At 50.7% G+C, this 20,175-nt stretch carries 21 protein-coding genes; 1 reads left to right on the top strand and 20 read right to left on the bottom strand.

Annotated elements, in window-relative coordinates:
* Positions 1-46: 46 nt before the first annotated feature.
* Positions 47-1,858, bottom strand: coding sequence for an ATP-binding protein (locus SIK97_RS13245; protein WP_003036345.1), 1,812 nt, complete (start codon positions 1,856-1,858; stop codon positions 47-49).
* 2 nt (positions 1,859-1,860) lie between these two features.
* Complete coding sequence (locus SIK97_RS13240; protein ID WP_003036348.1) at positions 1,861-2,895, bottom strand: SIR2 family protein; 1,035 nt, start codon at positions 2,893-2,895, stop codon at positions 1,861-1,863.
* Positions 2,896-3,409: 514 nt separating this feature from the next.
* Between SIK97_RS13240 and SIK97_RS13235 the strand changes: the two genes are divergently transcribed.
* Positions 3,410-4,357, top strand: coding sequence for an ArdC family protein (locus tag SIK97_RS13235; RefSeq protein ID WP_003036351.1), 948 nt, complete (start codon positions 3,410-3,412; stop codon positions 4,355-4,357).
* A 193-nt stretch (positions 4,358-4,550) separates the two neighbouring features.
* Here SIK97_RS13235 and mobC read toward each other — a convergent pair whose 3' ends face one another.
* The 18 genes from mobC to SIK97_RS13145 form a co-directional block, all read right to left on the bottom strand.
* Positions 4,551-5,297: a MobC family replication-relaxation protein gene (mobC, locus tag SIK97_RS13230; RefSeq protein WP_003036354.1), complete on the bottom strand. Its 747-nt coding sequence runs from the start codon at positions 5,295-5,297 to the stop codon at positions 4,551-4,553.
* Between the two features lie 9 nt (positions 5,298-5,306).
* The gene (locus SIK97_RS13225) at positions 5,307-7,166 is read right to left on the bottom strand and encodes a type IV secretory system conjugative DNA transfer family protein (protein WP_023337491.1); all 1,860 of its coding nucleotides are present in this window, start codon (positions 7,164-7,166) and stop codon (positions 5,307-5,309) included.
* Between the two features lie 699 nt (positions 7,167-7,865).
* Entirely contained in the window at positions 7,866-8,168 is a 303-nt protein-coding gene (locus SIK97_RS13220; protein WP_003036360.1) for a TrbM/KikA/MpfK family conjugal transfer protein, read from the bottom strand.
* 60 nt (positions 8,169-8,228) lie between these two features.
* Entirely contained in the window at positions 8,229-9,248 is a 1,020-nt protein-coding gene (gene virB11, locus SIK97_RS13215) for a P-type DNA transfer ATPase VirB11 (RefSeq protein WP_003036362.1), read from the bottom strand.
* Positions 9,238-10,542 (bottom strand): VirB10/TraB/TrbI family type IV secretion system protein, encoded by a 1,305-nt coding sequence (virB10, locus tag SIK97_RS13210; protein WP_003036367.1) that lies wholly within the window; start codon positions 10,540-10,542, stop codon positions 9,238-9,240. The genes virB11 and virB10 overlap by 11 nt, the downstream gene beginning before the upstream one ends.
* Positions 10,539-11,429 carry a P-type conjugative transfer protein VirB9 gene (gene virB9 / locus SIK97_RS13205; protein WP_003036368.1) on the bottom strand — a complete coding sequence of 297 codons (891 nt, stop codon included), beginning with the start codon at positions 11,427-11,429 and terminating at the stop codon, positions 10,539-10,541. The genes virB10 and virB9 overlap by 4 nt, the downstream gene beginning before the upstream one ends.
* Positions 11,426-12,109 (bottom strand): virB8 family protein, encoded by a 684-nt coding sequence (locus tag SIK97_RS13200; RefSeq protein WP_003036371.1) that lies wholly within the window; start codon positions 12,107-12,109, stop codon positions 11,426-11,428. Before SIK97_RS13200 ends, virB9 begins: the two co-directional genes overlap by 4 nt.
* On the bottom strand, positions 12,102-12,242 hold the full coding sequence (locus SIK97_RS13195; protein WP_020078407.1) for a hypothetical protein: 141 nt from the start codon (positions 12,240-12,242) through the stop codon (positions 12,102-12,104). Before SIK97_RS13195 ends, SIK97_RS13200 begins: the two co-directional genes overlap by 8 nt.
* Before the next feature lie 89 nt (positions 12,243-12,331).
* On the bottom strand, positions 12,332-13,363 hold the full coding sequence (locus SIK97_RS13190) for a type IV secretion system protein (RefSeq protein WP_003036377.1): 1,032 nt from the start codon (positions 13,361-13,363) through the stop codon (positions 12,332-12,334).
* Between the two features lie 78 nt (positions 13,364-13,441).
* Positions 13,442-13,714: an EexN family lipoprotein gene (locus SIK97_RS13185; protein WP_003036380.1), complete on the bottom strand. Its 273-nt coding sequence runs from the start codon at positions 13,712-13,714 to the stop codon at positions 13,442-13,444.
* An 11-nt stretch (positions 13,715-13,725) separates the two neighbouring features.
* Positions 13,726-14,454, bottom strand: a complete 729-nt coding sequence (locus tag SIK97_RS13180; protein WP_003036383.1) for a type IV secretion system protein — start codon at positions 14,452-14,454, stop codon at positions 13,726-13,728.
* Positions 14,455-14,476: 22 nt separating this feature from the next.
* Complete coding sequence (locus SIK97_RS13175) at positions 14,477-17,224, bottom strand: VirB3 family type IV secretion system protein (RefSeq protein ID WP_003036386.1); 2,748 nt, start codon at positions 17,222-17,224, stop codon at positions 14,477-14,479.
* 11 nt (positions 17,225-17,235) lie between these two features.
* Complete coding sequence (locus tag SIK97_RS13170) at positions 17,236-17,514, bottom strand: TrbC/VirB2 family protein (protein WP_003036389.1); 279 nt, start codon at positions 17,512-17,514, stop codon at positions 17,236-17,238.
* Positions 17,511-18,155, bottom strand: coding sequence for a lytic transglycosylase domain-containing protein (locus SIK97_RS13165; protein WP_003036391.1), 645 nt, complete (start codon positions 18,153-18,155; stop codon positions 17,511-17,513). The genes SIK97_RS13170 and SIK97_RS13165 overlap by 4 nt, the downstream gene beginning before the upstream one ends.
* A 70-nt stretch (positions 18,156-18,225) precedes the next feature.
* Entirely contained in the window at positions 18,226-18,447 is a 222-nt protein-coding gene (locus SIK97_RS13160; RefSeq protein WP_003036394.1) for a hypothetical protein, read from the bottom strand.
* A gap of 396 nt (positions 18,448-18,843) precedes the next feature.
* Positions 18,844-19,053, bottom strand: coding sequence for a TraR/DksA family transcriptional regulator (locus SIK97_RS13155; protein ID WP_003036397.1), 210 nt, complete (start codon positions 19,051-19,053; stop codon positions 18,844-18,846).
* Positions 19,043-19,630: a DUF2857 domain-containing protein gene (locus SIK97_RS13150; RefSeq protein ID WP_003036399.1), complete on the bottom strand. Its 588-nt coding sequence runs from the start codon at positions 19,628-19,630 to the stop codon at positions 19,043-19,045. Before SIK97_RS13150 ends, SIK97_RS13155 begins: the two co-directional genes overlap by 11 nt.
* A gap of 121 nt (positions 19,631-19,751) precedes the next feature.
* A complete protein-coding gene (locus tag SIK97_RS13145; RefSeq protein WP_003036401.1) occupies positions 19,752-19,937 on the bottom strand; it encodes an AlpA family transcriptional regulator in 186 nt (61 codons plus the stop codon).
* Positions 19,938-20,175: the final 238 nt, after the last annotated feature.

Below are 20,175 nucleotides of genomic sequence, written 5' to 3'. Positions count from 1 at the left end.
GAGACGCAGATCTCTAATCTTGCACTGTTCTGATATTGAATCATGATCATAGTAGTGAAATTTCTTCAAAAGTAATGGTACTGCTGTGGGGGCTATGATGTATCTCCAATTCATTGATGCGAAGTTTCAGCGGCATTGGACATACCACACCGCTGAATATGCAGGTGCCAGTAGAAAGGGTGGGAATTGATTCCTCGGTGAGACGGTCAATATAAGAAACTGACTTCTCAATAGCGTATAAATCATTCTGGTTTATCAACCTATGGATGAAATAATTATGCGCCTGAGAAATAATAGTGGAGGAAATATCATTCGGTCTTTGACTCGATAGGGTTACAAATACACCGAATTTTCTCCCTTCCTTGATGATTTCTTCAAAAGTTTCAAGTCGATAATCTTTCCAGCTCTCGGTTTCACGAAAAGATGTATTAGACAGGATGTTATGTGCTTCATCAATGATGAGACTGAGAGTTGAGTAGGGGTCACCTGCTTTTTTATCAGCATAGGCCCATTTAGCGAGTAATAATGGAAGTGTTTTTTTCATGGTCAGATTGACCATATTCAGGTTGATGACTACAAAATTACTGTTGCCCCAAAAATCTCTATTCCCATTGGTATCAAAGACTTTTCTAATATCTTTTCTGTTTGCACTCATTCTATTTACTACTGGTGCTATGTGTTCAGGATTTGAGCGACCGGATAAGAATTCGAGGATTAGCTGCAAATACATGAATCCAAGCAAGGATTCTATAACATCATTTGGAAATTCATAGGATTCTGCGAGTCTGAACAGGTTTGAATGCTCCGTATCTTCAGGAGAGTCAAAAAAGCGACCTGTGTTGTTAAACCAAACTTTTCTACCGAAATGAAACTCTAGATCGGATGTCATATGCTCATGATCGTTAAAAATTGGTCGAAAAAGATCAAGAAGGGCATCACAACGTGTCTTATCGCTACCACACAAAGTTTCCCTGATCTTTTTCTTGAGTATATTTCTAAAAAAATCAATAGGGGCATCAGAGCGATGAACTGCCGATTTGAGTTCAAGTACTCGCCTTAAAAATGGTTTCTGGGTTTTGTCTGTTGCATCAGTAAGGACAGAAAGGATCTCATGTTCAAGTAATACACCTTCCGGCATAGGGATTTTATCCCCTTGATCATTATAAGTGCTAAGGTTATAGACAATTTTCTCCGAGGTTATGCATTCATCGGCACCATATTCACCATTGAAATCAAACAATATAAACTTACACTTGCTTTGAAAGCTCTCTTTTAGCATTTCAGACAATGCGGCATAACCGTGTTTGTACAGAGATGCCAGAGTGTTTGACTTTCCACTACCGGTATTACCGAAAATAGCAATGTGAGAATTTAATAAACCGCTAACAGGTAGGGTAATATCGATATCTTCAAGATCAGTACGGGCGAATGTGATAGCACAAGTTTGTGCTCTCACTATCTGATGAATGAGCTGAATTATCTCTTCGGTCACTATAAATGCTTCGTTTCCAATTAAGGGAAGTTCCCTTGTACCGACAGTAAAATGACCGTTCCGATCAACGTAACCCGACAAAGAGACAGTCAGGTAGCGGCGAAAACGTATGGACTCAGCACCGCTTCCTAATGGATTTTTCTCCTCAAGTATCTTTTCTGCCTCTATTTTACCGATTAGGCTCATGAATCCTTTCTTGATTTCGATAAATCCGCCAACGGATACGTTCTTAAGTACTTTTCCACGGAAAAAAAGATCGCTAAGGTTTTTATTTTTATCGACCAATATGCTTATTGTTCTTCCTGACACCTCACATACTTCACCGACACGGAGAACTGCCTCTTCATGAATAAATTCTTGTTCCACAGTTATCTCCTCAGAAAACAATTTATAATTTCGTTTACCTTAGTGAAATCTAATTCTTTACCTGGAGTGTAAACTATTTCCACATTAGAGTAGTCTCTGAATTTTTCCATAAATGCGATTCGAGAAATTTCATTATAGGAAAATATTATAACTTTAAGAGACATGTTTCTTAGCGCTTTTTTTGTTAACGTCTCTATGTGTTCATCTGCAAATGAGAAACCAAAAACTATAAGCAATGCTCCTTCCTTGTCTAATTCATTAGAATAACTTCTAAGAAGATCGTAATAGATATTTTCAAGAAGAGTTTCGCGAAATTTATCCTTTCTGGGAAGAATGAGTGCATGTGATAGCACCCAATTTCTTAGTTCTTCATGGGTAGCAAAAGCTACAGGTCTCAATGGGGGTACTTGGTAGTAAAAATCATTTTTATATTTAAGCCATGATAAAGAACCATGAAGCTTAATCAGGTTTATTGTCGGTAGCTCAACGCTATAGTTATAAAGGTTTCCAGTAGCATGAGTCGTATGGTAGAAGCTGGCTGGATCAAATAAATGTGCACCATACAAATTTCCTCGCCGACTAAACCCATCATTTAAGATAACGTTATAGCTTTTGACGGCAGCATCTTCGATAAACAGATCATAATTTGTGGTAAAGAGATTTATTCTCCTAGGTAATAGGCCAGTTCTTCTTTGGGTAAGAATCTTTTCAAGAGAGTGTAGGAAACTGGAGTAATAGGTGCGAGTGACAGTTACGTTATCTAACGTGGGTTGACTATGCGGTATACCTTGCTGAGTTCTATCGAGTAGAACGTCATTAGCTTCCCAAACTGAGGTTAGAAAATCGCCTGCTTGCTGAAAATAGGCTAAGTCATCTCCTGAACGCACGTGCTCTTCTAGTTGCGCTTCGATATCTCCTAGTATGCGGATAGCTGGTAGTGACGCTCCGGAGCCGATAAGAAAGTTGATGTTTGCTGACTGAAAAACACGCTCAAAATACTCTCGATCCCGATCCTGACCGTAGTATGCTCGTTGCATTGCCACAGTAAACGCTTCCTTAAGTTTAATTTTAGTGTGTAGATAGGAATTATCTTACCGTTACTGCACATAATTGCACCACTTTTACGAGCTGTCATCGAGAACTTTTTGGGACTAATTTTCTTCTTTTTGCTTCAGCTTTAGCTGGTAGCGTGTATCTCGGATCTTAAGAGATATGCAGATATAGCACTGTGCGATAATCAATAGAGGGCATGTGAACATCTAGTCTGAAAGCAAAACATGAACCGTATTTTTAATGCAAAACACTGCCTTTCCCAACAACATTTCACCGCAGCGAACTAAGGGGCGCTACACCCGCTATGCAGGGGCAAGTTTTTTCTCCTGTGCACTTTTCGTTCTCCGTATCTACTTCAGGTTAATCGTTTCCCAACACAACCCGTCCCGCAAGGGTAAATGGCACGCATGCTGCGCCCTTGCAGGACAGAACGATGCCGGGAAAGCGAACCGTCAGGCGATACGAAGACGAAAATCACACACTGACGGAGAAAAAACCATGACAATTTCCCTGCATTACCCCCGGACAAGCGCCCCTAACACCGCAGCGGCGACCAGCGTATCCCCGCTGGACCCGTCAGGCTCCTCAAAAACGAAATTTTCTAAAACCAGAAAGGATATTTATCAGACCGTTACCGACAACATCATTGCAGCGCTGGAAGCCGGTGTTAAACCCTGGTCCTGCCCGTGGCAGCGTGTATCCGGCATGTCTGGATTGCCATCTAATTACGCCACCGGCGTGGCCTACAGTGGCATGAATATCATGTTGCTGTGGAGCAGTGCATCAAAACAGGGGTTCAGCGATTCACGCTGGTTGACCTATAAACAGGCCCAGTCGGTAGGTGGACAGGTTCGCACGCGTGAACGTGGCACTACAGCCATTTTCTACACCACGCTGGAGAAGGAAAACGACGCCGGAGAAATCGACCATATCCCGATGCTGAAAACTTTCACCGTGTTTAACGTTCAGCAAATCGACGGCTTGCCTCTGACAAAGGTAACTGTCAGTCCGGAAGCGACATTTGCCCCGTTGCCGCAGGCTGAAAATCTGTTCAGGAAGAGCGGCGCAAACATCATTGAGAAAGGACAAAACGCCTTTTTCAGCCCATCAACTGATGAAGTCTGGTTACCGGAGCGCCATCTATTCGCTGATGCGGCTAACTTCTATGCTACCGGCCTGCATGAGCTTGTCCACTGGAGTGGGGGTAAAAAACGCCTGAACCGTGAAATGAAAGGGAAGTTTGGCAGTGCGGATTATGCAGAGGAAGAACTGGTGGCGGAGCTGGGAAGTGCTTTTCTGATGGCGGACCTGGGGATTGAGGGAGAGGTACAACATGAAAGCTACATTGCTTCCTGGCTGAAAGCTCTGAAAAACGACAGGCGCTATATTTTCAAAGCGGCCAGCGCCGCCTCTAAAGCGCATCGTTATCTGATGGATAAACTCTGAGGCCGGAGCCGGACAACCGCAAGGGAATGCGGTTACATGGTTTTTAACCGGCAACGCTGCAAGGCGCAGGCTGAGGCGGAACGCAGCACAGCGAGTACCGAACAGTCTGCGCCTCGCAGTGGAATAAATAATTTCTGGCCTGGCGGTATCGCCGCCAGGCCGGTGAGGCCACCATGTTGGCCTGTGTAAAAGCTTACGTATAGCTGTCTAATGACAGGCGTTTCAGTTCATCAAGGGTATAAATGCGAAACACCCGGCGGTGGCGTTCTTCCAGCGGGACGTGCTGATGGTTGATGATGACATGCCTGATGCTGTCAAACAGCAGTTCAAGTGCACGCTTCTTCTGTGGATCGGGTACAACATAAAAAACGTAAATCCACTGCTTGCGGGTACGGGCCAGCAGGTGGCTTGCCATGATCGACTGATAACGAGCTCGGGTTTTCAGGCGGCGCTCGGTTTCAATGGCAATAACGTTACCGTCAGGCAGGGTCAGTAACCCGTCCGGGCGATGTTTCACCTGATACTGGCTGATAAAAGTGGTCCGGTCGCCGTTAATCCATCCCGAAGCACCTTTTTTCTCCAGAATAAGTCTGGCGGCCTGATTATCAAGATGATGCTCCAGCGTCCAGCCGGTAATTCTGAACGGTTCAAACCTCGCGGGAAAGATTTTATCATCCGGGGTTAACACCACCGCCAGCCCGTCGCTGGTGATCCCCCATAATGAAATCTTCATTGTCCGTGATTCAAGCACATGCTTCTGGATTAACCCCATTTTCTCAGTTTTTGCCAGCAGCGAATAAAGCGATTTATGATCCCGGAAACCAAATAGCAGCATCAGCGTTTTGAAATCGCTGTAGGTTTCTTCTTTCAGGAAGTTCAGCAGTTGTTTTATTTTTTCTCTGTTGCGTGTCTGGCGCTCGTGATATGTCGAAATCAGCATAACCGCTCCTTAAAAATCCAGCGGGGACAGGTGTTCTCCCTCATCAGGTTGGGGCTCTGCCGGTTTGACTTCGCTTCCGTTGAAGAAAAGATCCGGGTACGTTGTCATTACATCCTGTATGGATGGTTTATCATCCTCGTCAAAATCCAGTGCGATTTTCACCGGTGCCGCCGATGCGGCAATATCAGGGGAAACCGAGAAGATTTTTAGCTGACGCTTTCTGACCTTTATCGGTGAAATCAGTGAAGCAGAAGGTAGCGTTTTTGTCGTAAAGATAAAGCTGACAAAATCGGGCAGGTTCAGGATCATATTGCTGTCAATAAAGAAACGTTCGGCCTGGCGGATTGTGCGCTCACTGTCGATCGTTTCCGTCAGCATATTATCCGTTTTCGCTTTACGGAGTTCATCATCCACCAGAATCGTGCCTGACATTCTCGCCACCCATTCCGCTGTATCCGGGTCCATAACCCGGTATACCAGCTTGAATTTTGCATTTTCAACAACCGCACCGACAACGGCGTCACCTTTCAAATCTGCCGGGCAGTCGTTTAAATCGGCGATGGACTGGTGGTCCATAATAATGTGTACGCCTTTATCCCGCGCCGCACCTAAACCTTCCAGCGCTGGTCTGGATAAATGGTATTTCAGCTCGGAAAGATAAATAGCAATGGGGCGGGGTACGTCTGTTACTCGATCGCGCTTTTCTGCCAGTTGGTAAAGGCGAACCAGCAGCATGCGCTGGGCGGTAATAATTTTGCTGTTTCGCATGGAGCCGACAACATAACAGCAGCCGCCCTCATCAAATATGTGCTTAAGCGAAAAGCCTTCTGGTGAGTTAATGGCATTGAGTATTGCCAGTTCCTCAATCTTGCCGAAAAATGCTTTGATTTTTTCGGCAACTCCCTGAACGTAATCACCGTTATAGACATCACGGATTGTTGCCGATGGATTATCACTGACAAATTGTGCGGCGATACGCGCGGCTTTTCGGTCATCAATGCGATAAAAATCCGATTCCTGCCCTTTTTCCGCCAGGCTGAAACCTGCTACGAACAATTCTTCCAGTTCATCGGGCGTGATATCTTCAATCAGATTTAACTGGTAGTGCTGTTTTCGCAGGTCAATTAAGGCAAAGGGTTTTCCTGCATCCTCGCAGGCTTTCCGGTAAAGGTGTGGTGCCCATTCATCGTCTTTGGGGTCCATAACAAACACTCCTTCACCGGCAATAATACTTTGATATAGCAATATCCCGGCAGCTACCCCTTTACCGGCTCCGGTGGTGCCGATAATATCCGCGTGCTGTTTCTGCCAGTCATTTAACGGGAGATACATTGGTTCGTTCTCCCTGTCCATGCCAGTAAAAATGCCTTTATTCAGGTCGATATAATCCAGCGGATCATAATGCAGTGTTTCCGGCAGCAGGGACTTTACGGTGCGGACATCGGTGCGCAATTCCCGTTCAAGGGTGGTTTTTTTAACAAGGCGTTTCTTTATTTTATCCAGTTCCGGCGTGAATACCCGGCGAAGTATAATATGAAAAATAATCCCGGTCACAGTGAAAGCAATCCGTGCTGACCAGGCTAGTACCGTATTATCACTGGTGAGTCTGGTCTTATACAGCCACTGGAAGGATCCGATAACTATCGGGGCCAGTGTGCCGGAGAGAAAACACAGCATTGAAAAAGCAATAATCATCTTTTGCCACAGCGGGGCTTTTTGCCGTTCATCGCTTTTCAACGAGGCGAAAAACGGCATCGTCAGCCCCGATAACAGCGCCAGCATCAGCTGATGCTGTTGCACAAAAGCCAGCACCGCCAGCATCCCATTCACTATCGGCGACAGTGAAACGGCCAGCTTATTCAAAATCACGATGCCTCCTTCGTCAGCAGTTCGCCCCATGACATCGCCCCATCAGTTCGCCCCACGGTGTCGGGCGAAAAGACGGGGCGAGCGTATGGGGTAAAGAAGGTGGCCGCTGTGCGGCCATGTGCAGGAAAGCATGCTTCCCTGCACGAAACGGCGTGCGCCGGTACATGCGGGCTGGACGCCCTTATTGCTCGGTGCATGGGGGTAATGTCGCGGCTGGACGCCACGCCAAAACCCCCAGGGTCAAAGGCGGCACACCGTCGTCCGCTACGCGCGACCACCCTCTTTAAGACGGTCGCTTTCGCCTTTTTCTTCCCTTTGCTCGTTCCTCGCAGCGGGAATAAAAGGGAAGCTGACCTTTAAAGAGGGTGGTCGCGCCACGCTACCGGCTTTGGGCCGGAGACTTAGCTGCGACGGTGTGCGGGGCTGCGCCCCCCGGGTAAACCGCTGTCGTGGGCGACAGCTTTTCGCTCGCTGGGGCGGCGAAATTTATCCGGCTCCCCCCGGCCTGCAAAATCCGCGTGGGCGCGGCTGTTTGCAGGTGAGGTGCGGTGCCTGAATTATTTTCGCTCCTTAACCCGCGAAAATATTTCTGTCCGCAGCCTCATTTTTACGGCCCCTGTTTCTTCGCTTCTTAATCCGCGAAAAATAGAAGCCGTAAAAACCTGAAAACCGTCATGCTCTGTGCCCGTCTCGCCAGTATTAACCACGAATGCGGCCATATTTACTGATGATCTGACTGATAGCCGCAGGGTCTGCCAAATCACATTCACTTAAAAATGATTGTCTGGCATCGGCCGTATGGTCAGGAAGAAAGCCGTGTTTATTCTTTATCACGATATTAAAGAATGCACGTTCAGCGGAATGACATTCACTGCCGCCGCCATTTCCGGTTGCTTTACCGTACATACATAACACCACCTCGCAGGCATCAGCAGCCAGTACAGATGTTGAACATGATGCAATAACGCAGAACAATAATACGGAGGATATTGCTTTTTTCATTTCAGTTACCATTATGATTAATTAAAGGTTGCGTTTTTTGGCTAATGTTATTTGTCGGGGTTATTTTCTGAATGTCTCTTTCGTGCTGTTTAAATGAACTGGCTTAAAGTAAATATCACTCATCCGGCGCACATCGCCGTGTATATCAATGCTGACGATGACATCAATGCTTTTAAGTACCTTGCGTAACAACACATCAAAAGGAATGTTCCGGCAGTCGGGGTTTTCATAGCAGCGGTCAATGATCCCTTCAATACATTCTGCCGGACAGCCCGCATGCAGGGAGGTGATTAACCCCTCATGCCCGGAGCCGACAATTTTCAGCGCGTCCCACGCTTCCCGCCCACGAATTTCCGCCAGTAATATCCGGTCAGGGTTCATACGATAATTAGCACGGATCAGCCTGCCGGGCGTGACAATAGCATTATCCCCGGCATCCGCCGGGTAAAAAAGATGAACATAATTGCTGTGGTGATAAAAACGGATTTCGGGATTATCCTCAATCGTTACCAGACGGAGATGCAGCGGAATATAATGCAGCAGCGTTTTCATATAGGTGGTTTTGCCGGAGCCGGTTTCACCCACAATAAAAATCGTTTTGCCGTATTCCACCGCCTTTTCCATAAAGTGGGGAATATCCCCGCTGTGATATAACCGGATTAGTGCATTATCCTGACTTTCCGTTTTTTCCTGACCGGCCACGCGCTGATAAAATCCCGCATCAATCCATGACTGATGTGTTTTCTGCTCAAACGAGGGTTTGCGCAGCGTAATGGACACCGTATTACGTTCACAGGCCGGAGGAATAATCGCCTGAATACGTTCGCCAGATCCTAATGTTGCAGAAAGGATGGGTGATGTATCGTCAATATTATCGTCATGCCAGGACGCCAGCGCTCTGGCAAAAGCATGGCACTGACGCAACGTGATGGGGGATGCCTGTTTTTGCCATTTTCCCCGAATTTTTGTATGCAGCTCACCCGGCCGGTTAACAGCAATTTCTGTCAGGCCATCCTGAGCAAGAAAGTCGCCAAACAGCCGGTTTTTCATAAAATCCAGTGACAGGTTTTCAGCGTTCATACCATTTCTTTTTCAGCCGTAGTTGATAAACAGAGGAAAAATCAATATCCGTACCGGTCATGATGCCGATCACATCGCCCTGGTTCAGGTACATCGTGGGCGGGATATTGATGCTGTTTTCCAGCGTCGTTTTCGCCATTTCCGCCGTGGCGGCGCGGGTGTTTTCGGTATAGTCGGTATTGCGGTCTTTACCCGGCGCGGCATCTGATGCCGCTGCCGCCACGTCCTGCACGGTACTGAGCATCAGGGCGTTGCCGAAACGCGCCCAGAAATGGCTGTCGATCCAGCCCGCGATCCCTGCCTCGCCGAGCGGGCCGGTGGCCTGCGTATCGGTGAGCGGGATTTGCAGGCTGCCGGGCTCCGGCGTGCGCAGCTCCGTCCACAGCACAAACATCCGGCTGCGCCCGTGTTGCAGTGCGCCGGTGCGGTAGACGCCACGGGCGACTGTTCCGGCCGGGATCAGCTTCACATGGTTGCTGGCGCTCCAGACATCCTCCCCAATCAGGCAGGAGATATGACCGCCAACATCGGATACGAAGCGCCGCATCATCGAACACGGAATATAACGATCCACCGGGATATAGAGATCGGGATCGAGGCCCAGCCGCCTGACACCAGTGACACTGGCAACGCCCGGATTGTCGTTGTTATTGCTGCCTGCCGGTGCTGTCGTATCCGGGCAGCGCAGACGTCCATCTTCGCCACTGACCAGTACAGACTGACAGGATGTGTACGCCGTGGAGGCTGACGGGCTGCCCGACGTTCCCGCGTTGTTGCGCGATCCGCTTCGGGACGTGCGTGTATCGTCGCCTGACCCTGTACTGTCGCTGTTCAGCCCGTCTGCCAGTGCTGCCGCCTTGTTCAGGGCGGGCGGCCCGGGCGGCAGAGCTGGAGTGGCCGGGGCGCTCTGACTGGCAGGGTCTGTGCTTTCCTGCCTCCCAGGCCCGAACAGGCCAAACGGGTTACTGTCCAGACCCAGATTCTTACGCTCATGCTGCACCGTACCGGAGGAGGGCGGCGCGGTGCCAGATTCTTTCTCATCACCCGTTTTCAGGGCGCTGAGAAGACGATCGCCACCGGATGCCAGCGCGATGACCAGGACCAGACTCAGCAGGCTGACGATCAGCATGCGGCGACCTGAAGCTTTACGGAAACGGGTCACTTCCGGCTGACCGGGCGGCGTTTTCTGCTCCGGCTCCTGATATGCCATTGCCGCGTGGGCGCGTTCACGGGCTTCCGCTTCCCGTTCTGCGGTGGTTTTTTCCGGTTCGTCCGGGAAAGATTTGTCGGTCATTTTGCCTCCAGCGTAACGGACGGCGAAACGGTGTCACTGTTGGTCAGCGGGATACGCCCGGATCCGTCGTTTTCGATCCCCACCACCGAGGTGCCGTAACGCAGAACCAGTTGCGGCGATGCCGGAACCGCCATCACGGTGTAGTTGCCCTGTTTAATGGTTCGGGGCGTGACCGCCTGCTCCAGGCCGTTCACCACCCGGAAAACGGATGGCAGGGTTTTCGCAGGAGAAAAACCGATATACGCAAAACGACCGTCATCCCAGGTAAAGTCCGGGGCGATGGAGGCTGAGCCAGCTGCCACCCGTTTTGTATAGCGCCAGTTGCGCGGCGTGGTGGCCTGCCCGAATGCCGCCGCTATCCGCTGCCGGTCCAGTGCTTCCTGCTGATGTTGCTGACGGGCGGCGCTGGCGGCGGCAGACTTTTTTCGCAGTTCGTCGGGATAGCGGTAGCGGATAACAAAGGCCTGGGCGGGCGAGTCTTTATCCAGCACGTTCAGTTCCAGGCTGTAATCGCGCTTCGAGGTCACCACGAACAGATTGGTTTTCCAGTCTTTTGCCGTCGGCAGAAACACCTGGCTGACGTTGTTGCCGCTGGCGTCCGTGACCGGCTGGGTAATCGGGTTCGGGCTGACGCCCACCCGGTTGTCGCTTTTCGTCACGGTCCAGCCTTTGGGGAAACCCGCCTGCGCATCGATAACGGTTTCACCGTCATCAAACACCAGCATGGTGACGTAGCCGGGGCGGGTACTGACGACCGTGGCGTTCTGGCTGTTGTACGTGACGTTCTGCATCCGGCTGTCATACGCGCTGCCGCGCGGTGTCGCTGCGCCCCATGCCAGGCATGACACCATTAAGCCAGAGAGGAGCAGGGGATGTTTCAGCATCATTCCCCCCCCAGCTCTTTATCGCGCTGGTAGCTGGTGACGATAAAGCCCAGCGGGTTCACTTCGCGCTGGCTGTCGGTCAGTTGCCGGTGCGGGACGTAGCGGTAAGTGAGGCGGATATTCCACACATCCGTTTTCACGGAATTATCAGCAACACGACGGATTGTGCGCTTAATACGCAGTGTTGCCAGATTATCCGGCCCGGTGGCAGGCGCATGCACATTGGAAATAATGGCGATATAAACGACATATTCCGCCTTATTAAAAATCACGTCCGGTGCCTGGTCGCCGTTAAACCCGTCCAGATAGTCCCGGTTCACGCTGTCGCTGTTAAATAACTGCACGTCGTCATAATCACGCTGGAGGGAGAAATAATTATATCCCTCGCGAAGTCTGACATAGTGTGCTGCCAGTGAATGTGCCAGCGCTTTTTCAGCAGCAATATCCCGCTCCTTCACGCGGGTCATATATTCATAGCGCCCGGTCTGTTTATCCACTGACCATAATTCAGTGTCGGAGGTTTTCAGCGGCAGCAGAATAATAATGGCCGCAATCGCCATTGCGGCCAGAACCAGTCCGGCAGCGGCCACCCGCCAGGCGGTTTTTCGGGAACGTTCTTCCTTTTCCAGCAGTATGGATTCAAAAGAGCGGGAAACATTAACAATGTTCTGAATATCAGACATGGTGAGTCAGCTCCTGAATGATGGCGGGGGAATTCACTGGCTCGGGTTCGCCGGATACCGGTGGGAGGTCGCCCTGATGCCGTGCGCAGCCCGTGAGCGCGCACAGCATCAGAAGGATGATGCTGAATTTCATGGAAGCCCCTTATCGTATGGATGCAGGAATGCCGCACCGGTGGCGCAGGCCACGGCGTGACGGGGAAAGGAAATTAAGGATCGGGAGGATTAACGGTGACGCTGCCGGTTCAGGCGTTTCATGCTTTCGATGGCTGCGGCGCGTTTCTGCCAGGCGCTCACGGTTTTACCCGCGCCTGCGCCGGTGAGTCTGCCGGTCGCCGCTGCGACGGCCATGCCGCCTTTCGCAGTCAGGCGGGCACCGCCCTTTACCCCCGCTCCGGCGAGGTCGGCGGATTTGTTCGCCAGTCCGCTCAGGCCACTCATGGCTGCCCCCTGCAGCACCGCCTGTACGGCGGCCCCGCTGAGTGCGCTGGCGAGCTTCGCGGAGAACCAGACCATCACACCTGCCGCTATCCCGGCCAGCAGGCACTGCGCCGCCAGCGTGACCATATTGGTTTCAGCGGATGTTTTTGTTGCAGCATCCAGTATCTTATTCAGGTAATTAATGGCGATACGGATGGATAAGGCGGAAAACATGATCGTTAATATTGCCGCAAAAATCGTTTTCAGCCAGTTATCAAACATCGGTTTAAGAAAACCGTACAGCAGGCAGAAAATAAAGAGCGGCGCGGTGGTGGTCATTAACAGGATGGTGATTTCGGCGAGCAGGTTGACAAAGGTGGCTGCCATCAGCAGGACAATAGAGCCGCCCCATACCAGCACTTCGGCAAGGCCGCCATTCAGTTTGACGTAAGTTGATGTGTCCATATTAAATAACTTTTGCCCCAGCGCCTGTGCCTTTCCCCAGACAGTATCGAGCAGCGCCCAGATATTATCATCGCCGCTGACACCGTCTTTGAGTCCCTGGATAGCCGCTACCGCCATATCAAGCCAGCCATCCCGGTTTAACACAAAGGTGGTGATCAGCAACATTCGCCCCACATCCCAGACGACATCTTCAACCGGGGTCCGGAGTTTGCCAGCCAGTGTCTGATAACCGCGATACAGTATAAATAAGGTAAAAGAGCTGACAATGATGACGCTGATCATCGTGCCGTAAGTGGAAGACTGACCTTCCAGTACAGCATTCAGTCCATCCATGATGTTTTTGTCCATACCAACAAAAATACCACCGGACATGGTGCCTCACCTGATATTTAAAGAAAGGAAATAAAAAAACAGGGAGAATTCCCTGTTTTGTTGGAGGAAATATTATTACTATGTCACTGCATTTCGTTTTGCAGCTTCCTGCTGAAATATCGCCTCGAATTTTTCCTTAACCCCGGGCTGGCCTTCCTGTGCAAACATAAGTGCTGCCCGGTGGGCAAATTCGCAGTTATCGCTTGCCTCGCCATCCTTCAGGCATTGCGTATAAACCGCATAAGTTTCGTCAGGATGTTGCTTATACCAGGCTTCGGATTTGGTTTCCTTGCAGCCGGACAGTAATATCACGCCTGAGAGTGTGCATAAGGTGAATAAGGATCTGAGCACGGATAACCTCCTTATAAATTATTAAGGTCAGCAACAGGTGCCGTTAGCTGCTGCTGTTCAAAGGCTTTCTGTCTTTGCTGTTCCAGCAATGTCGTTCGCTGTTCAGCCTGCCTGACAGACATCTCCCACTGATTCGTCAGCGCATTTAACTGTACGCTTTTCGCCGCGATGGCGTTAGCCAGATCCTGAGACTCTTTCGAGTCCTGCGCATTCGATATACGGTCAGATAAGTCTGATATATCGCTGAGTGTGCTGTTAATCCTGTTTTCAACGTCAGTGGTATTCTCAATCGCCATTGCTTGATTGAGGATTATCTGTTTGCAACTGTCGGCCAGGGCCTGATATTTTATTCCTTCCTGTTCCTCGCTGCATACGCTGAACGATTTGTATTTACTGTAAAGGTGTTGCAGTTCATAAGAATATGAACTGTTCTGCGTGGTCAGCAGATCATCCAGTGAAATACCGTTCTTACGGAGATTATCAATATCGGTTTTCAGGCTTCGGGCATCACTGAGAAAACCCTGAATATCCCGCACGCCGGTTGCGGTAGCCAGTTGTTTCTTATACGCATTAAGTTCGCTTTTATAATGGGTAACCGTACCCTCCCATTGCTGTAGTTTCTGCATCCACTGGTTAATGGATTCGGTATTCTGCACGGCGTCGAAAACCGGTATTCCGGCGCTGAACGCCTGCGCCGAGAAAAATAACAATAATGCCAGACGGTGATTCCTGGAACGCATTGATAGTACCTCAGGTTGGCTTTCAGATTGCCCGGTCAAAAAAAGTATCTTTCCATTCATCAGGTCGCATACCATCCTGATAAATGGCATCGAATATTTTCAGGTTGTCCTCACTGCCGCTGAGAAGCCGGGTGAATTTACCCATCCCGGACAGATCCATTTTCGCCATCGCCACAAACGGGCGGGTTTCCCCGGCCCGCAGCGGTGTTTTCAGGATGACCATATAATGCTCGCCCGGATCCAGGTTCCTGACCGTGTCATAAACACTTTCCGGCACTTTCATTTTCTCCACGTAATCCGCATGGCTGGCTTTCGGGTTGGCGAGGAAAATCTGGGTACCGCACTGCTCAATAATCGCCGGGGCGATGGGGTGTCTGACGATTTCATCCGGTGACTGTGTTGCCGGAACGAAGATACCGTTCAGCTTTCGGATGACTTTCAGCATATTGAGGGAGAAGCGGGAAAATTCGACATCGGCCAGCCAGCGCCAGAACTCATCCATAAACATCACCAGGCGGCGACCATCCAGAAGACTGGTCACACGGTACAGAAGGTAAAAGGTCACGGGGCCGCGAATATCGTCATCATCCAGAAATTCGGTGCCGTCGATACCAAAGTTATCGACATCGCTGATGGTGAAAGTATCGGCCTCGTTATCAAACACCCAGCCGAACTCGCCCCTCTGCGCCCACTGTTTCAGGCGAATACGCAGCCCGTTGGTGCGGGCGTCTGTGGTCGGCGGCTCCGGCAGCACTTCCAGCAGCCGGGTGATCCCGTACCGGCGGTACTCCGGCGGATAGTCCAGCATGATGGTGTCCACGGCGGCACTGATCCGCTCCTCATCGCGCGGATCGAGCGGCTTACCGTTGCGGCGGCACAGCATGCGCACCAGCCGTTTGATGAAACTGATGTTCCGGCGGGTTGGCTCCAGCGCAAACGGGTTGAAGCCGGTGGGCTCGCCGGTATGGATGCGGAAATAACGCCCGCCCGCCTGGCGGATCGCCATCTCCGCCGCCCGGTCCTTATCGAAATACACCGTGGTCAGCCGTTTGATGGTGGCAGAAGGCGCAAACGACGCCGGGTTACGGTACTTCTGCATCAGTTGTTGCATAATGGTCATCAGCAGGGTTTTGCCGGATCCGGTTTTCCCGATAATCGCCGTATTCCCCGGCGTTTTCTCACCGGTGTCATCCCGCCCGGCCTGGCTGTCGTGCAGGTTCAGGTAATACCCGCCACCGCCGGGAGATGTGAGGATGGCGATGGCTTCCCCCCACGGATTACCGCTGCGTTTGTGGGGATGGAAGTTATGCAGGCAGGCTATATCGGCAAAATTCTGGCTGCTGACGGCCACCAGTCGGGGTCGCAGCGTATACACGCCCGGCAGTTGCGCCAGATACGCGGCGGGCAGTGACAGGGTGGAGAGCGTTGTCATAATACCAAGATCGGCGAAGGGCTGGGCCAGAACGTTAGTGTCCTTCACCACCTGTCCGGCACTGTCTGAGGAGATCAGCAGGGAAAAGTGGAATTTACCGCACGACACATGTCCGGACTGGAGCAGGTCGCGCAGGACAATCAGCTCTTCGCGCTGGGAAGTCGCGTCGTCGTCCGTGGAGTTAAGCCGTTTTTCCGCCAGACGGATATGATTCTGCGCCTCATCCCGTGCCATGCAGGTAAAGGACTGCGTCAGAACATACTCGCTTTCGGCGTACAGCAGCGCATCCAGCATACCGGTATGGGTTTCCGGGGAATAATCCTTAATCTCCAGGCTGCGGAAGAAACGGGAACCGCTGACCGTCTGGCATTCACCGGTGTCGGTGGTGAAAAAGACGTCTGGCGTACTGAGCGTTTCATAAAATGGTGAGCGCGTTACGGCCACCTTCTGCCACTGACCGGTAAGCAGACGATGGAAGAACGCCAGTTGTGAGGAATACACCCGCCCGTTTTCTTCATATATCCCCAGCGGCGTTGCCATATAGCGGGATAATGAAGATTCCAGTGCTTCGCGGTATTCCAGCATGATTTTGAGCGCGTCATCCAGTGCTGCCTGGCGTTTACTGTGCGACTGCGCTTTCATGGTTTTCTTCTCAATCTGAGAGAACGGCGCGTAGCAGACGGTGAAAAACAGCCGGTGCCGCCATAACGGTTTGTCTTTTACCGGCTGGTAATACCGACGTGTTACCTCATCGGAAAAGGGAATACCCGAACAGGCTTCAAAAACATCATGGTATTTTTCACGGAGCCGGTGAATATAGAATGTTACCGGCAGACCCTCATACGAACGAATAACGTTATTCAGGTGCGTGGCCATCAGGGTCAGGTGATGTTCGTCTTCACATTCAAAGACTGTGCCGTCCAGCTCCCAGGTGGCAACCAAATCACGGTGACGGTTTCTGATGACGTAAGGGTGAATATGGGAGGAGTACGGAATATATTTATCCAGCGTAATACGCTCGTTTAATTTCATTTTCTGAATAAACTCCGAGACATCAACGTTATCGTACTGGTTTGCCAGCAGGGCATTCGCGCCAAAATGGGTATTGGTGAAAAGCCGCCCACGGGTTTTAAACGCCAGCCAGAGCAGACTGAAATAATGAATGTCCTTTCGGGTTTTATTTTTCATTTCCGCCCATGCAGGAATGAGCATAATCGCCAGGTAATAGCTGACATAGACTGCCAGCAGGACGATGGCCCCGCTGACGAGAACGAACGGCACCAGAGGAATACCCATAATGGCGGCAGGCCGCGTGAGTGCTTTATTCAGCGTAGCCATCGTTGCCTCCCTTATGACGCCCAGTAGGCACCGAAGCCGGACGCGCCGACGATCAGGATCGCGCCGATGATGATGTTACGCATGTCATGCAGGCTCTTGCCGTCGAACAGCACCTTGTAGCCCACCCACATAGTCGCCAGTGTGATGGTGACGGCGGCCAGTCCCAGCAGGCCGGTCGAGGTATTGCTCAGTGTTTCATTGGCCTTGTTAAAACCACTGTTCGCCGCCAGCACCGGGGCAGACAGCAGCACGGAAACAACAGCGGAGTAACGGCGTTTACGCATGATCATTTCTCCTCATCAGGGATAACAGGGATAGCGCCGCGAATGACGGAATCGGGATAATGCAGGGAAGTCAGGATCGGCGCAGTGGCACCGGCAGGCTCGCCGCGCAGCACAACGGCGGGATAACGGGCAGACGGTTGTGTGCTCGGGTCAGGGGCTCGCTGCCGGTCTTCCCGGGTGGACGGGACGACATAGCCAATGCGCTGTACGTAGCTGGTCTGGTTAAAGGCGGATTCCGGTCGCTGACCGGTTTCAAAGTTGCCGGAGTAGTAACAACTGAGCGCTCGTTTCAGAGTGCTACCGCGCCGGTAACAGTCGGCGAGAATGCGCTCAAATACCGACAGATTGATGCAAGGGTTAAGTAAGTCGCTGGCCGTGACGCCGTAATGGCGGAAATTGGTGCTGGTGATTTGCATCAGGCCGACCGAATAGCGTCGGCCTTGCGCCGCCAGCCGTCCGGTGAGGCTCATCGCCTCATCATGGCTTGCGGGAAAATGTGAAATCACACCTTTGCCGCCCGGCACGATTTCAGCAATGGCGTAAGGGTGAAAACCGGATTCGACCCGTGCCACATCAAGTGCCGTGGACGGGTGAACACTGGTGGCGCACTGCGTCGCCAGCGCCAGAAAGGCTGTGGTGGAAAGCATAGTGGCCTCGTAACCGTGGGTCCGGCAGCGTATACAAAAACACGTTACCGGGGAGAAGGACAAAAGCGGGTTAAACGGCTGCGGCATCCTGTGAAATGTCACTCTCTTCTCTCGGTTCAAGCAGTACCAGCCTGCCTGAAACCGCAATACCGGGGATCAGCACGATATTCAGGCCAGGCTTACCGTTATGTGCGAAGGCCACACCAACCCTGGTCCAGTACGTGTTTTTCTCGCCCTGTGCATCGGGCTGACTTTCCTGAGTGATAAAGACGTGATAATTGGGTTTTCTCATGGTATTTCCTTTAATAAAATAGCCGTGAAAGCAATAAAAAGGTCACATCCCGGTTCTGCATTCCGGTTTTAACGGGTCAGCGAGAACATTCAGCGGCACCCTGAATTGTGGTTACGTGACAGCCCGATCCAATTTGTTAAAGAACAATCCCCGGCCTGGACGAATGAACGTCCATCAGGGCAACCATGTTGTTATGGCATTTTCAGAATCAGATATTCAGTGCGGGATATAAACGATAAATTCAAAACAAAAATAAGAGAGATAAACTGGCGAGGATTATCAGATGCGGAAAGAGGGAGAAGGATGCAGAACAGATAATAAAGAAGGCATTCTATTTTAATGGAAACAGAAAGACGTGCAGAGAAATAATATCCCCGAACGTCTTTATCGCTATTATTAGCGTCTGCGATGCTCAAGTTGTTCCTGACATTCTGTACAGGTGGTTATGCCCGGCAGAGTCTGCCGTCGTTTTTCAGGAATAGGTTTACCACATATACGACAGTGAAATAATGATGGTGTTGAACCCGGCTTAAAACGGTTCTGCTCAATCATCTCCTCCAGTCGCTGTTCATTAAATTCCTGATCGCGGTCGATCTCATCCGGCATGGAGAGTCCTCCTGCCAGTAGCGGCTTCCTGTTCGCACAGTGCGATACGTTTCCAGACCGTGGTGAGTGACAGCGCTTCGGCCTCTGGCTGCAGGATTTCCGTCACCTGCATCATGGTGATCAGTGCATCGGGCGATTCAAGGTTTTCTACCCTGCGCTGCTGCCATTGCAACCAGATAGCCACATCTGTCTTTTCATCCGGTTCAGGCGTTCGGCCATACGGCACGCTGACACCCAGCAACCGACGGCGAAGGCAGACTTCATTGGAGGTGAGACCAAAATAGTGGTTCATCAGTGCGATGGAGCCGCCCAGTCGTATGGCCCGGTCAATTAGTTGTCGGCGCTGTTCTTCCTGACCAGAATGGGCCAGCAACTGGTGCAGAACATCGTGGCGTAGCGAGACTGCGATAAAAGGCGCGGCTGCTCGGCTCAGCGTAAAGAGTGCATCTGGCGAGAGCTGGCTGAGGGCATTCATTTCGTCAAATGTGAAACCGAGATCTTCACAGTGACGAATATTGCCTTCATTAAGCGCCTGCAGGGCATTGGTGAGTACGGCGTAATTTAGTGAAGGGATCATAATATGTATTCCGTATATTTTGTTCAACAGGCAAGATAGATGCAGAAATATCTGGGTATATAGCCTGTTGGAGGGTATTTAGTTGAATCAGTTGCTTTAATTCGCCTTCCCTTGACCGCGTTTAGCGCCGGGACAATTTAATATTGATCCATTCGTCAATTTCTGATTCCAGCCAGGCCACACTGGCTGGTCCGATTTTTATTGAACGAGGAAATGTACCCTCTTTCATATACAGATAGATTTGTGAACGTTTCAAGCCGGTTTTTTCTTCAACCTTTTTTAAGCGTAATAACTGATGTGATGTCATGATTGTCTCCTGTAGCAAAACAAACATTGGTATGCCTGGAGATAATAAAAAAGCATAACGGAAGGAGAAGTGGTAGTGGTAAACCCCGTATTACGGGGTTTAATAAACTAAATACGGGATCATATTGTTGACAGATAAACACAATATCAATTTAATAAGGATGAGGACGGAGGGGAGCCACGCTCTAAATAGCTGCGCCTAATACCGCTACACTTTTGCCTGACCATGTTTTCCTCCG

The organism is Klebsiella sp. JN_Kp126, from assembly GCF_033843325.1.
Taxonomy (GTDB): domain Bacteria; phylum Pseudomonadota; class Gammaproteobacteria; order Enterobacterales; family Enterobacteriaceae; genus Klebsiella; species Klebsiella michiganensis.
This window is presented reverse-complemented; position numbering and strand designations above follow the sequence as displayed.